This window comes from Pseudomonas sp. NPDC087626, from assembly GCF_044743405.1.
In the GTDB taxonomy this organism is placed as follows: domain Bacteria; phylum Pseudomonadota; class Gammaproteobacteria; order Pseudomonadales; family Pseudomonadaceae; genus Aquipseudomonas.
Genome location: NZ_JBIUWJ010000050.1, coordinates 1 through 14,098, shown reverse-complemented (window position 1 = coordinate 14,098; position 14,098 = coordinate 1). Strand labels below are relative to the sequence as shown.

12 protein-coding genes are annotated in these 14,098 nt (G+C 64.1%); 3 read left to right on the top strand and 9 right to left on the bottom strand.

Annotation, left to right across the window (positions count from 1 at the left end):
• The first annotated feature begins 54 nt into the window (after positions 1-54).
• Both ACIOVD_RS26745 and ACIOVD_RS26740 read left to right on the top strand, forming a co-directional pair.
• Complete coding sequence (locus tag ACIOVD_RS26745; RefSeq protein ID WP_401131152.1) at positions 55-1,209, top strand: SRPBCC family protein; 1,155 nt, start codon at positions 55-57, stop codon at positions 1,207-1,209.
• A complete protein-coding gene (locus ACIOVD_RS26740; protein WP_401131150.1) occupies positions 1,209-2,315 on the top strand; it encodes an SMP-30/gluconolactonase/LRE family protein in 1,107 nt (368 codons plus the stop codon). The genes ACIOVD_RS26745 and ACIOVD_RS26740 overlap by 1 nt, the downstream gene beginning before the upstream one ends.
• Positions 2,316-2,353: 38 nt before the next feature.
• Here the strand turns inward: ACIOVD_RS26740 and ACIOVD_RS26735 are convergent, their stop codons facing one another.
• The 5 genes from ACIOVD_RS26735 to ACIOVD_RS26715 all read right to left on the bottom strand — a co-directional run bounded on the left by ACIOVD_RS26735 (position 2,354) and on the right by ACIOVD_RS26715 (position 6,742).
• The gene (locus ACIOVD_RS26735; protein ID WP_095171767.1) at positions 2,354-2,593 is read right to left on the bottom strand and encodes a DUF465 domain-containing protein; all 240 of its coding nucleotides are present in this window, start codon (positions 2,591-2,593) and stop codon (positions 2,354-2,356) included.
• A gap of 123 nt (positions 2,594-2,716) precedes the next feature.
• Positions 2,717-4,792 (bottom strand): ATP-binding protein, encoded by a 2,076-nt coding sequence (locus ACIOVD_RS26730; protein ID WP_401131148.1) that lies wholly within the window; start codon positions 4,790-4,792, stop codon positions 2,717-2,719.
• Between the two features lie 222 nt (positions 4,793-5,014).
• Positions 5,015-5,674: a DUF799 domain-containing protein gene (locus ACIOVD_RS26725; RefSeq protein ID WP_095171763.1), complete on the bottom strand. Its 660-nt coding sequence runs from the start codon at positions 5,672-5,674 to the stop codon at positions 5,015-5,017.
• Entirely contained in the window at positions 5,671-6,039 is a 369-nt protein-coding gene (locus tag ACIOVD_RS26720) for a DUF4810 domain-containing protein (protein WP_095171761.1), read from the bottom strand. Before ACIOVD_RS26720 ends, ACIOVD_RS26725 begins: the two co-directional genes overlap by 4 nt.
• A 28-nt stretch (positions 6,040-6,067) precedes the next feature.
• Positions 6,068-6,742 (bottom strand): CsgG/HfaB family protein, encoded by a 675-nt coding sequence (locus ACIOVD_RS26715; RefSeq protein ID WP_177440723.1) that lies wholly within the window; start codon positions 6,740-6,742, stop codon positions 6,068-6,070.
• A 323-nt stretch (positions 6,743-7,065) separates the two neighbouring features.
• On the opposite strand from ACIOVD_RS26715, the gene ACIOVD_RS26710 reads away from it, so the two are divergent.
• Entirely contained in the window at positions 7,066-8,016 is a 951-nt protein-coding gene (locus ACIOVD_RS26710) for an alpha/beta fold hydrolase (RefSeq protein WP_401131145.1), read from the top strand.
• A 1-nt stretch (position 8,017) separates the two neighbouring features.
• Here the strand turns inward: ACIOVD_RS26710 and ACIOVD_RS26705 are convergent, their stop codons facing one another.
• From ACIOVD_RS26705 to lexA, 4 genes are read right to left on the bottom strand one after another with little or no spacing between them, the layout of a single operon-like run.
• Positions 8,018-11,116 (bottom strand): error-prone DNA polymerase, encoded by a 3,099-nt coding sequence (locus tag ACIOVD_RS26705; protein ID WP_218274110.1) that lies wholly within the window; start codon positions 11,114-11,116, stop codon positions 8,018-8,020.
• Positions 11,092-12,507, bottom strand: coding sequence for a Y-family DNA polymerase (locus tag ACIOVD_RS26700; protein ID WP_401131143.1), 1,416 nt, complete (start codon positions 12,505-12,507; stop codon positions 11,092-11,094). Before ACIOVD_RS26700 ends, ACIOVD_RS26705 begins: the two co-directional genes overlap by 25 nt.
• A 7-nt stretch (positions 12,508-12,514) precedes the next feature.
• On the bottom strand, positions 12,515-13,132 hold the full coding sequence (gene imuA, locus ACIOVD_RS26695; protein ID WP_159996857.1) for a translesion DNA synthesis-associated protein ImuA: 618 nt from the start codon (positions 13,130-13,132) through the stop codon (positions 12,515-12,517).
• On the bottom strand, positions 13,132-13,749 hold the full coding sequence (gene lexA / locus ACIOVD_RS26690) for a transcriptional repressor LexA (protein WP_095171750.1): 618 nt from the start codon (positions 13,747-13,749) through the stop codon (positions 13,132-13,134). Before lexA ends, imuA begins: the two co-directional genes overlap by 1 nt.
• Positions 13,750-14,098 lie beyond the last annotated feature (349 nt).

Below are 14,098 nucleotides of genomic sequence, written 5' to 3'. Positions count from 1 at the left end.
ATAATTTGCCCGCGACTAATCTTCTGTCAATAACAACGACAACAGGTGATCAGGGTGAGGCAAACCACGCAGGCGTTTCGCAACCGATATCGCGCCGAGATCCACCGCTTCTACAATCCGTGGCTGCACGCAGGGTTTGTGCTGGTGTTCGGGATCACGGCGATCAGCCTGTTCTGGGGCACGCTGGAGCAGGTGCAAGTGCTCGAATGGCTGGCGGTGCCGCTGAGCCTGCTGCTGTTCAACCTGGTGGTCTATACCGTGCACCGGCACCTGGGCCATCACAAGCATGCCTTTGCCCGCCTGTTTTATGCCCGTCATGCCGGCGATCACCACAGTTTTTTCGCCCCCGGCCAAATGGCCTACGACACCGCGCGCGACTGGCGGGTGATTTTGTTTCCGGCCTGGCTGATCGTGGTGCATTGCCTACTGGTCACCTTGCCCGCCTGGTGGTTGCTGGCGCAGTTCAATGGCAACGTTGCTGGACTGTTCGCCGGCTGCATGATCCTCGGCTACCTGACCTACGAAGTGTTTCATGCCTGCGAACACCTGCCGCCGAGCAATCCCCTCACCCGCCTGCCGTGGATCCGCCAGATGCGCCACCTGCATGAACTGCATCATCGGCGCGAGCTGATGCAGGCGCGCAACTTCAACATCGTGTTGCCACTGATGGACTACCTGTTTGGCACGCTGTACTGGGAAGACCACCCCAACCACGCCCACCTGCCTTGGAGCAGAACGCCCATGACCCGCCTGCAGCACCAGATCGACATTGCCCGCGAGCCGATTGCCGTGCTCGCCTACGCCAGCAGCGCCACCCGCTGGCCGGAGTGGCACCCCTCCTCGCTGCGGGTCGAGGGGCCGCAAGGACCGCTGCATGCCGGGGCACGTTTTGAAGAGGACATCCACGCCGGTGGTCGCGCCGGGCACCTGAGCTGGGAGGTCAACGAATACCTGCCGGGGCGTCGTTGGAGCGCCCGGGCCCAGGGCGATCATGGCCTGGAATTGCTGTTGACCTATGAATGCAGCAGCGAGGGCGACGGCAGCCGTTTTGTGCGTACCCTGGAGTACCGCTTCAGCGGTCTGTGGATGCGCCTGGCCAATCAATTGCTGCTCAAGCGGCGGATCGACCGCGAGTCTGCGGTGTCGCTGCTGGCCCTGCGCGACCGCGCGCTGGGCACGCTGGGCAAGCCCGCCGGAGCCGTCGCTTGATGAGCGGCGCGCGCCGGCGCGTCAGCCTCAGTGGTTTGCTGTTGGTGGTCGTGGTGCTGATCGGGCTGTTCCTGCTGCTGGCGCCGACCCAGGTGCAACCCGTGGCCTGGAAGCCGTCGCCAGCACCTTCCCTGGTCTCGGGGGTGTTTGCCGAAAACCAACGGCTCAGGGACGTGGAGCACGTCGGCGCGGCCAACCTCCCGGGGCCCGAAGCCCTGCTGCTGGAAGACGGCTTCCTGATCAGCGGCCTGCATGACGGCCGGGTGATCCGCAGCAGCCTGGACGGCAAGGTCCTCAAGGTGCTGACCGACACCGGCGGCCGCCCCCTGGGCCTGGCCCGGCATCCGGATGGCCGGCTGATCATCGCCGACGCCATCAAGGGCCTGCTGGCCCTCGATACCCAAGGCCAGTTGATCGCCCTGAGCACCGAGGCCGGCGGCGTGCCCCTGGGCTTCACCGACGATGTGGTCATCGACCGGACCGGGCACTTCGCCTATTTCAGCGATGCTTCCAGTCGGTGGGGCTACGGCCATGATGGCGAGGCGATCATCGAGCACGGGGGTGACGGGCGTCTGCTGCGCTATGACTTCCAGAGTGGCAAGACCGAGCAGTTGCTGGACCGCCTGGAGTTCGCCAATGGCGTGGCGCTGGGGCCCAATGACAGCTTTGTGCTGGTTAACGAAACCGGTGCCTATCGCATCACCCGCTACTGGCTGAGCGGCCCCAAGGCACGCACCCGCGAAGTGTTCGTCGACAACCTGCCGGGCTTGCCGGACAACCTCAGCTTCAACGGCCAGGAGCGTTTCTGGGTGGCGTTGTACGCACCGCGCAACAGCCTGCTCGATGGGTTGGCCGGGTATCCGTTCGTGCGCAAGATGATCGTCAGGGCGATGATGCTCCTGCCCAAGCCGGTGGAGCACCGAGCGTTTGCCCTGGGGTTGGATCTGGACGGCAAGGTGATCAGTAACCTGCAGGATGCCAGCAGTGGCAACTACTCACCCATCACCACGGTCCGCGAGTATGGCGACTGGCTGTATTTCGGTTCGCTGAAGTCCAGTCATATGGTACGACTGCCTTTGGCCAAGGCGTTGTCAGCACTGCCTTGAGTAAATCACGGGGGCGACGCTGCGCCCCCGCCGAGTGGTCAAGCCTTGGAGGCACCGTTCAAGCTTTTGGAGATTTCGTCTTTGATCGTAAGGCGTTTGGCCTTGAGCTTCCTCACCTCGTCGTCGGCCTGGGCAGCGGCTTCCGCCTTCAGTACCTGGGTGTCGATATCCGAGTATTTATCCAGCAGCGCGTGCAGGTGGGGATCATTGGCACGCTTTTTCTGAATGTCTTCCTTTGAATAGCTCAAGTCCTGATACAGGTCATGTTTCACCGGCATGGAACACCTCCGTTTGTTGATCGGTGGCGAACACTTGTCCTGTGTTCACCAGTTATCAGCATGGCCTTGCCTGAGGGTCGCTGTCGACCGTCAATCGGACCAGCGGTGTCCGTTCGTCGCCCCTCACTCGCGGCCGCTCTCCCCCAGGACACTGCGGATCATGCTCAACAGCGCATCCGGACCATAGGGCTTGCTCAGCAAGTAGGTGTCGGGGCTAAGCTGATGATTGTCGGAAATGATGTCGCGGGTATGGCCCGAGGTGAACAGCACCGCCACTGCAGGCACCTGGACCTTGGCCCAGGCGGCCAGGTCGGAACTCTTGATCAGCCCGGGCATCACCACGTCGGTAAAAATCAGGTCCACCGTCGCCCCGTCCAGCAGCAACTGCATGGCACTGTCGCCATTGCCCGCGAGCAACACCTGGTAGCCCGAGGCCTGGAGAAATTCGGCGGCGGTACCACGTACTTCCTCGTTGTCCTCCACCACCAGGATCGTCTCGTTGCCGCCTGTGCCTGGCACACTTCGCGATGGCATCTCACGGCTCTGGGCGCGTTCACTGCGAGGAAAATACATGTGCACGCACGTGCCGCCGCCGACCTCGCTGGTCATCTCGATATGCCCACCGCTCTGTTTGACGAAACCGAACACCATGCTCAGGCCCAGGCCGGTGCCCTGGCCGTCGGCCTTGGTGGTGAAGAACGGTTCGAACGCCTGCTTGAGGGTCGCCGCATCCATGCCCTCGCCGGGGTCGATCACCGACAGGCGCACATAGTCGCCAGCGCTGATGCCCTTGCCGACGCACACGAAGCGATCGAGCACGACGTTTTTGCCACTGATCACAATCGTGCCTTCGCTATGCATCGCGTCACGGGCATTGATCGCCAGGTTGAGCAAGGCGTTTTCCAACTGGTTGCGGTCGACCGAAATGCACCAGGGGTCGTCGGGCAGTTGCACATCGATCTGAATGGTTTCGCCCAGCGCACGCTGCAACAACTCCCCCAGGCGCTGGTAGATTTGCCGAGGGTTGTAGACCGCCGGCGACAAGGGCTGGCGGCGGGCAAAGGCGAGCAGTTGCGAGGACAGCATGGCACCGCGCTCGACGGCTGCCAGGGCGGCACCGACCCGGCGCTGCACGTTGGCGTTATCGGCTTCATGGCGGGCCAACAGGTGCAGGTTGCCGGCGATCACCTGCAACAGATTATTGAAGTCATGGGCAACGCCGCCGGTCAATCCACCAATGGCTTCGAGTTTCTGCGACTGGCGCAATTGCTCCTCAGCGGCGAGGCGCCCTTCCACCTCATCGGCGACCCGCTGCTCCAGGTTGCGGGTGAACTTGAGCAGGTTCTCTTCGGCAGTCTTGCGCTCGTGGATATCGATCAGCACCCCGGGAAAACGCAGGGGTTGAGCTTGTTCATCGAACTCGCAGCAACCACTGGCCAGCACCCAGCAATAGCTGTCATCCGCCCGCCGGATACGGTATTCAGCATTGAACGGGCCACCATTTTCCAGGGCTTGCTCCACCAACTGATTAACCTCTGGCAAGTCATCGGGATGGATTCTGGTCGCGGCGAACTCGGGTGACATCAGCTCCAGCGACTGCTCGCACGGATAGGAAAAAGTCCGTGCAAACCGCTCATCCCCGGACAGCAGATTGGCCCGAATGTCCCAGACAAACGACCCCAGCAAGGCCCCGGCATTGAGCGCCAGGCGTACCCGTTCGTTGTCGGCACGATAGGCTGCTTCGGCCTGTTCGCGCAGGCGTTCAGAGGTCATGTGGGCGGTGGTTTCCACGACAATCGCGAGGACCCCGGCCGGCACGCCGTCATCATCGGCCACCGGGCTGTAGTAGAGGTCCATGAACACGGCTTCGGGCTGGCCGTTACGCAACAGCTCCAGCTCTTTGTTGCGGTATGAAAGGGTGCCACCAGCCAGGCAGGTGTCGACCACGTTACGGTTGAATTCGGCGACCTCCGGCCAACCCAGTTCCACTGGCGAGCCGAGCAGATAGGGATGACGCCCGCCGGCAAACACCGAATAGGCATCGTTGTAGATCATGTAGCCGGGGCGTCCCCAGAGCATCACCAGCGGCACCGGTGAGGCCAGCAGCAACTGCACCGAACTGCGCAGGCTGCGCGACCAGGTATCGTAGCTGCCCAGTTCGGTGACGCTCCAGTCGAACGCGCGAATGCGTTCGGCCATTTCGCCGCTCCACCCGCTACAACCATGATTCTGCGTTAGAAACTGCATCGATGGACTCTGTGCGCACAGCGCAAAGGTGGAACAACGGACCGACGCAGGTGGGCCCGCGCTCAAAGCTTGGAGCGCGGCCGGCGCTGATGGTTTCATTGTTGTCCAACTCGCGGCGCTTGTCAGCCCGCGATGTGCGGGCCGAGCTACGCCTGAATCCGCAGTCAGTTCAGCTCAATCAGTGCCGTACTTGGGCGAACGCGGTCCATACAGCAGGCCTGCTGGTTGCCCAGCTGACAGCAGCCGGACACTGGTGATGCCGGCAACCGGGTGACCGGCGTCGGTGGAACTGTTGACGATCTGTTTGACCGCCGCGGTAATCAGCATGCCGACCAGGCCGCCACCACCGCCGCCGCCACTCTCTTCGCTGGAGGCCCGGGCGGTGCCAGTCCACAGGGTAGTGCCGGTGCGCAGATCCACCAACTTGGCGCTGGCCGTGACCACGGTGTCGCTGGCGATCAGCATGTAGCTGGTGCCGTACTCACTCACGGTGATGTAGAGCGCGGCGTCGGCACCGAAGATCTCCTGCAGCTTATTGGCGGGCGCCTGGTGGATGTCTGCCGGCGTGGTCAGGCCGTTCTGGCGAAAGGTCTCGTCAACCAGGGCGATGGGCAAGACGTAGTAACCGGCTTCCGCCAATGGGAAGGTCACCTGGGACAGCATGCTGTAAGTGGCCTTGACGTCCGGCGAGTCGTTCAGCGGCGGCAACACCAGGATGCTTTTCGGACGGCTTTGCTTGTACGCCGAATAGTCCACGGTCTTGGGGCTGACACATCCACCCAGCAGGGCCAGGGCCAGGGCCCCAGCCAGCAGTTTTACTGAGCGCACGATCATTTGGCATCTCCGGTCTTGGCGTTCTTGAGCAGGAAGTCCATGTACGGCCCGGATTCGGGAAACAGGGCTTTCTCGGTCCGGAACTGCTGCACCATCTGATCGTCCTTGCCCATGCTCAGGTACAACAGCCCCAGGTGGGCGTGGTAACCCGGTGGCGGGGTGCTGCCCGTGGCATTGATCTTCTGCAGGTCGCGCTCCAGCGCTTCGGCCTGAGCTTCCTTGGGCTCTTCGCCCTTGAAGTACTCATACACCTGGGGCTGGTAGTCTTCCCATTGGTACAGGGTTTTCGGGGTGCTGCATCCGGCCAGCAACACGCTGCCCGACAAGGCCAGGGCCATCATTGGCCACGCCATACACTTGCTCATCGGTATCGCTCCTGGTGATCGACCTTGATCAGTTGCCCGGCTTCCAGGCACCGGCGTTCATGCCGTCTACAAGACGATTGATCGCTTCGCGCATGGCCAGGTCCAGGACCTTGCCGTTGAGGGTCGAGTCGTAGGAAGCGGTACCGCCGAAGCCGATCACTTCGCGGTTGGACAACGCGTACTCGCCTGCGCCCTGGGTCGAATACACCACTTCCGAGGTGCTGATGTTGACGATATTCAGGTTGACCTTGGCGTAAGCCACCTGGGTCTTGCCACGACCAAGAATGCCGAACAGTTGGCGATCGCCGGTTTCCTTGCGACCGAACTCGGTGACATCACCGGTCACCACAAAGTCGGCGCCCTTGAGGCGTTGGGCCTGGCCCTTGATAGCCGCTTCCTGCTGGATTTCACCCATGTTGTCTCGGTCCAGCACGCTGAAGCGGTTGGTCTGCTGCAAATGTGTGATCAGGATGGTCTTGGCCTGGCCACCGAGACGGTCTACGCCATCAGAGAAAATCCCGCGCATGTAGCTGGAGCGGTTGTCGAACTTGCCGACTGCCATAGGCACCCGAGCACCGCTCCAGGCCTGAGTGGCGCTTTCGACTTTGGCCACCGGCAAGGCACGGGAGCTTTCGGTTGCACATCCGCCGAGCGTGGCCGCGATGGCTATCGCTGCACCTGACAGCACCATCCGAGAGATCATTCTCACTGCATATTCCTTATGTAAAAACTGTTTATCCCGGCACGAACAGGCCTGGTTACTGCACGTTGCAGCAACAAAAGATAATGATGGGATGGAAATCGACAGCCAGGCTTCGAGGAGTCGGCGCGCGGCATTATTGCAAAGTGCTATCGCCGAGGACAGCACTAATAAGGCGCTGTGCCGGCCACCTTCGAGGTCGGCAGCAAGCGGAAACTTCAACTGGCAGTTTTTCCCGGTTGCCAGCATTGCCGCGACGCCGCACTCCTCTTCAAATCGATCCTGCAGGGCATGCCCACCCACCTCGCCTACAGGACTGTAATGACATGGACGTTGACCCGCGCTTCACCCGTCGCGATAAATCCCGCAACCGACTGCTGGCCCATTTGCTCAGTCTTGCGCTGGCCCTGCTGCCTTACCTGGCCACGGCCCGTGCCGATGGTTTGCCGCCCCCAGGCACCGCCCTGCAGTCCCGTGCGATCCAGGTCGATGACACGACCTGGGCCTATTACGAGGGCGAGAAAAACGGCCCGAGCCTGCTGCTCGTCCATGGGTTTGCTTCCGGCAAGGACGTTTGGGCCCGCCTCGCCGCAGACCTCGGCACAGACTTTCACCTGATCATTCCCGACCTTCCTGGCTGGGGTGAGTCGACGCGCCTCCCGGGCCAGAACTATGACATTGAAGCCCAGGCGACGCGCCTTGATGGGTTTATCCAGGCGCTTGATCTCCAACAGCTCACCCTGGTCGGTCATTCCATGGGCGGCGCCATAACCGGAGTGCATGCTGTCGAACGGCCACAGCGGGTCGCCCGACTGGCGCTGATCGGATCCCTGGGATTGAGCTTTGTCGAAAACGACTTCATCCGTGCCCTGAATGCCGGTGACAACCCATTTATCTACGATGACCGTGCCGGTGTCGAACGCACCGCACGCCTGGTCTACCTCGATCCACTGCCGATGTCCGACCAGCAGGTGGCAGACGCCATCAGTCTCAACCGCGCCCAGCGCGCCTTCATCGAATCGACCCTGGAGCAAATCCGCTCGCCTTCCCAATGGCGGGCATTGGACCCGCGTCTGGGCCGGCTCAACATACCGGTGCTCGGCGTCGGCTGCCGCGAGGATCGAGTGATCGATATCTCTGCCCTGCAGACCCTGGAAAACCGCCTGCCGCCCCATCAGGCCCGGCAGTTGGTGACCCTGGACGACTGCAACCACTTGCCCATGCTGGAGCGTCCAGTGGAAACCGCGCGACTGTTGCGCAATTTCGCCAACGGCTGATTCAATGAAAATCCCGACTGTGCACGCTGATGCCGTTCAGCAGCGGACTCAGGTCGCTCAGGCGGCCGGCGATCAGGTGGCGCACTTCGCCGACCTTTTCCCAGCGCCCGTCGACCTTGAGCAATTGCGCCCCGACCAGGGTCTTGCGCTGGCGCTCGGCGAGGTCGCGCCAGACCACCACGTTGATGTTGCCAAACTCGTCTTCCAGGGTGACGAAGGTCACGCCACTGGCGGTGCCCGGACGCTGGCGGCCGGTGACCAGGCCGGCGACGCTGACGTTGCGCCCGTGTTCGACCTCCAGCAACTGCCGTGAGCTGCGGCAACGCCGGGCCCGCAACTGCTCGCGCAACAGTGCCAGCGGATGGGGGCCGAGCGTGGTGCCGACGCTGTGGTAGTCGGCGTGCAGGTCTTCACTGACGGTGGGGGCTGGCAGGCTCACCGGCGGTTCGTCCTGGCTCGGCAAGCCGGCGAACAGTCCCAGTTGTTGCTGCACCCCCGCCACCTCCCAACGCGCCCGGTGACGATTGCCGGCGAGCGGACGCAAGGCGCCGGCATCGGCCAGCAACGCATGGGCCCGGGCATCGAGCCCGGCGCGCTGGCCAAGGTCGGCCACATCGACGAAGGCCCGGCACAGGCGCGCCGCCTCGATACGCCGGGCGTCCTCCTCACGAAACCCCTTGATCATGCGCAAGCCCAGGCGGATCGCCGGCTGCTGCTGGGCAATCGGTTCCAGGCTGCAATCCCAGGCACTGGCGCTGATGTCCACCGGGCGGATCTGCAGTTGATGCCGGCGCGCGTCCTGGAGGATCTGGTCGGGACTGTAGAAACCCATCGGCCAGCTGTTGATCAAGGCACAGGCAAACGCCGCCGGCTCATGGCATTTGAGCCAGCAACTGGCGTAGGTCAGCAGGGCAAAGCTGGCGGCGTGGGACTCGGGGAAACCGTAGCTGCCAAACCCCTTGATCTGCTCGAAGATCTGCGCGGCAAACGCCTCTGAATAGCCGTTTTTCAGCATGCCTTCGCGTAGGCGCACCTGGTGCGAGTCGAGGCCACCGTGACGTTTCCAGGCGGCCATGGCGCGGCGCAGTTGATCCGCCTCGCCGGGGCTGTAGTCGGCCGCCACGATGGCGATCTGCATGACCTGTTCCTGGAACAACGGCACCCCCAGGGTGCGCTTGAGCACCGCTTCGAGCGCCACGCTGGGATAGGTTTCTGGCTCCTCCTTGTTCCGCCGCCGCAGATAGGGGTGCACCATCCCGCCCTGGATCGGCCCGGGACGGACGATCGCCACTTCGATCACCAGGTCATAGAAGGTGCGAGGCTGCAGCCGGGGCAGCATCGACATCTGCGCCCGGGACTCGATCTGGAACACGCCGATGGTGTCGGCGCGGCAGATCATCTCGTAGGTCGGCGGGTCTTCGGCCGGGATATTCGCCAGGCTCAGGTCCAACCCGCGGTGATAGCGCAGCAGGTCGAAACAGCGGCGAATGGCGCTGAGCATGCCCAGGGCCAGGATGTCGACCTTGAGCAGGCCGACCATGTCCAGGTCGTCCTTGTCCCACTGGATGATCGTGCGCTCGGCCATGGCCGCGTTTTCCACCGGCACCAGGCTGTCCAGCGGCTGCTCGGAAATCACGAAGCCACCCGGGTGCTGGGACAGGTGTCGAGGGAAGCCGATCAGTTGCCGGGTCAGGCTCAACACCCGGCGCAGCAGCGGGGTGTCAGGGTCAAAGCCGCTTTCACGCAAACGCGCAAGCCCCGGTGCGTCGTCACTCCAGTGGCCGCAGCAGTCGGCCAGGGCGTTGATCTGGTCGGGCGGCAAACCAAGGACCTTGGCCACATCGCGGATCGCCCCGGCCGCGTGGTAAGTGCTGACCACTGCCGTCAGCGCCGCCCGGCGCCGACCATAGCGCTGGAACACGTATTGCAGGACCTCCTCACGGCGCTCGTGCTCAAAATCGACGTCGATATCCGGCGGCTCGTTGCGCTCGCGGGACAAGAACCGCTCGAACAGCATGTTCATCCGGCTCGGATCGATTTCGGTAATGCCCAGGGCAAAACACACCGCCGAGTTGGCCGCCGAGCCTCGGCCCTGGCACAGGATGCGCTGGCGCCGGGCGAAGCTGACGATGTCCTCGACGGTGAGGAAATAGCTCTCGTAGCCCAGCTCGGCAATCAGTTGCAGTTCCTTGTCGATCAGCGCCTGCACCTTGCTGTCCGGGCCTTGCGGCCAGCGCCGGGCCAGGCCCTGCGCGGTCAAGTGGCGCAGCCAGGAGGTCGGCGTCTGCCCTTCAGGCACCAGCTCACGAGGGTATTGATAGCGCAACTGAGTGAGATCGAAACGGCAGCGTTGGGCAATCTCCAGGGTTTCGTCGAGCAGCGCGCGCGGATACAGCTCACCCAGCGCCTCAAGACTGCGCAGATGCCGCTCGCCATTGGGGTGCAGGCGCTGCCCGGCGGCGGCCACCGGCACGTGCAGGGCAATCGCAGTCATGCAGTCCTGCAGCGCCCGGCGACCACGGGCATGCATGTGCACATCACCGCTGGCCACGGCGCGGATCTGCAACTGTGCCGCCAGGGCCTGCAGATCGGCCAGGCGCCGGGCATCGTTCTGCCCGCAATGCAACTCCACCGCTAGCCACAACCGCGCGCCAAACAGCCCTTTTAACCAGGCGCCCTCGCCCGGCGCATCGTCCGGGTCCGGCAGCCACAAGACCAACAGCCCGGGCAGGGGCTCGGCAAAGTCTTCGCGCAGGACCCGGTACTGGCCTTTTTCCGCACGCCGCCGGGCCTGGGTGATCAGCCGGCACAGGGCCTGATAACCCTCGATGTTCTCCACCAGCAGCACCAGCTTCGGGCCGTTCTCGATGCGCATTTCACTGCCGATGATCAGCGGCAACCCCTGCACCCTGGCCGCTTGCCAGGCGCGAACGATGCCGGCCAGGGTGCATTCGTCGGTGATCGCCAGGGCCTGGTAGCCCTGGCGCCTGGCCCGTTCGAACAGTTCCCCGGCACTGGAGGCACCGCGCTGGAAACTGAAGTTCGACAGGCAGTGCAGCTCGGCATACCCGCCGCTCATGCAAACCAGCCCTGCAGCCACAGCGGCCCACCCTCGCCCACCCCGCGATAGGCCCAGCCCTGTTGCCCGGCACGAGTCTGGATCAGGTAATAGTCGCGGCGCACATCGGCGCCATCCCACCAGCCGGACTCGATGCGTTCCGGCCCCATGAGAATCCGTGCAGCGCCTTCCTGTACCGCCTGCGGCTCGGTCAGCAACCAGCCCGGGCGCTGCGCCCGCGACAGCAGCGTGGCAGGCTGGCTCTGGGCATGGGGTTGCCAGGCACACTCGGGGCGGTGGTCGGCCTGGAATCCCAGGCCCTGCACGGCATCGTCGCCCAGCCGGGCGCGCAGGCGCTCGCGCAACTGCTCCCAGGGCAAGGATTGCTGTGGGCGTTCGTCGAACAGCTCGCGGCGCTGCGGTACAAAGCTCGGCAAGTCCTGCGCCGACAGGCGAAACCCACGTACCGGGGCCTCGACCTGTACCTGTTCCAGGCGCCCCCGGGCCAGCTCGAACAGCATGCCCGGGTCGCGCTCGGCACTCAGCAGCCCGACCTTGATCAGGGTATCAGGCAGGCCGGCGTGCTCCAGGTACAGGTCGAACCGCTGCACGCCACTGTCACGACCACAGAGAAACGCCGCCAGGTCAGCGGTCAGCCGGCGTAACGGAAACAGCAGGGCCTGGTGCGATTGCACATCAAAATTCAGTTCGATGCGCACGTCGAAGCGGTCCGGCGGCAGGTAGAAGGCCAAGGCCAGCGGTCGGTCGCCCAGCAGGGTATCGAGGTGCTTGAGCACCGCTGCCTCAAACCGCCGGGCCAGGGTTTGCCGGGGCAGCGCCTGGACCTGGCCAAGGGTGCGCAGGCCCATGCGTGACAGGGCGTTGGCGACCGTCGGCGCCAGGCCGATGCGCTCGACCGGCATCTGCCCAAGCAACGGCCCCAGGGCCTGGGAGTCCGACACCGCCAGGCCGTCGTAGGCGTTGGCCAGGATCCGCGCGGCCAAGGGATTGGGCGCCGCCACCAGGCGATGGCGAAACCCCAGGGCCGTCAGCTCGGCACGCAAGCGGGCCTCGAACTGCGGCCAGGGCCCGAACAGCGCCAGGCTCGACTCGATTTCAAACAGTACGGTACGTGGGAAATGCACGCTGACCTGGGAACTGAAGCGGTAGGCCCAGGCCGCGAGAAACTGCTGCCAGTGTTCCACTCCCGCCTGGTCATAGTCGGCGCAGGCAAAAGCCTTGCTCAGGGCCTGGGCGGCCGTCATCGACTGCCCGGCCCGCAAGCCCAGGGCCCGCGCCGGCTCATTCACCGCCTGCAACACCCGGCGTTGTGCCGGGCCGCTCAGCAGCGCCAGCGGCTCGTCGGGGTCGCTGCGCTGACGCAAGACAGCGTCCAGCGCCAGTTGCGGGAACAGGATACAGACCCAGCGCATAGCAACCTCAATGCCCCGGGGCGAAGGCAATGGGCGCCGTACGGGCCAGCCCGCCGCGGCACTTGAGCACCCGCAACTGGGCGGGCCGCGCATCGATAGCGATGCGCAGGGCTGCCGGCGAAGGGTTGATCGCGTCCTTGATCGAGCGATAGGCGAAGGCCAGGGTCTGGCCGGTTTCGGCAGCCACCTGCAAACGCCGCAAGGCGCGGTCATCGGCCTGTTTCGGCCAGCACAGTACTGCGCCGCAACTGCCCGAGCGCAGGCATTGTTCCGCCGCCCACAGGGCCTCGCGGTCACTGGCCTGGATGACCGACAACTGGCGCAGGTCGATCCCGGCGTTCTGCCACGCCTGGGGATAGGGCACGCAGGGCGGCGCCACCAGCACCACCCGCTCACCGTCCGCGGTCAGCCGGGCCAGGGCCGGCCACACCAGTTGCAACTCACCGACGCCCTGCCCGGCAATCAATATCTCGCTGAGTGCCGCTTCCGGCCAGCCGCCGCTGGGCAATGCCGCGTCCAGCGCAGCATGCCCGGTGGGTTGGCGGCTGACGTCGGCGGGCGCAGGCCGGCCTTTCCAGACCTGGCCGCGATGGAACAGGGTGTCCAGCGCAACGACGGCACCCATCAGCCTTGTCTCACCAGGCCGCAGAACACTCCTTCGATCGCCAGGTCCTGATCGGCGCTGACCACAATGGGGCTGTAGGCCGGGTTGCGCGGCAGCAAGCGCACGCTGTCCCCGGCCCGTTCAAAGCGCTTGATGGTGACTTCGCCTTCGAGCCGTGCGACCACAATCTGGCCGTTCTGCACCTCGGCACTGCGGCGCACGCCCACCAGGTCGCCGTCGAGGATGCCGTCGCCGATCATCGAGTCGCCCTGCACCCGCAGCAGGTAGTCCGGGGTCCGCGAGAACAGTGCAGGGTCCAGCCACAGCCGGCTGTGCACCTCGGCATCGACCCCCATCGGCGCACCAGCGGCTACCCGCCCGAGCACCGGGATGTCCAGCAACTCGGGGCGCCGCGGCTGGTTGAGCAGCCGAATGCCCCGTGCCTGATGCGGGTTGACCTCGATGAACCCGCCCTCGGTCAGCGCCAACACGTGCTTGCGCGCCACGCTGCGCGAGGCAAAACCAAAGGCCTCGCTGATTTCAGCGAGGCTCGGGGATTGGCCCTGTTGCGCGATACGGTCGCGGATAAAGGTCAGGATGGCGGCACGGCGAGGCGTTAAAGTATTCATGGAGTACATTTGTACTCCTCTCGAATATTTCTTACAAGAGCCATCCGCCGAGGGGTTACCCATACCTACAGTGGTTTTGGGTTCTCGCAGGTGCGCCCGCCCAACTTGTGTAGGGACGAGCTTGCTCGCGATGGTGGTGTGTCAGGCATTATCGATGTTGAATGGACTGGCCTCATCGCGGCATAGGTATCTACACAACTTTGTAGCGGCCTCTGGGGTGTTGGATTAGACCGAGTACATATCCATTTTTGCGGTAATGGCCACCTATGGTTCCGCTTTTACAGCGGCTCACTTTTGGAGGAGCCCAAAAGTAAGCAAAAGGCTCTTGCCCCACCACTCGGCACCTCGCTTAGGCTCG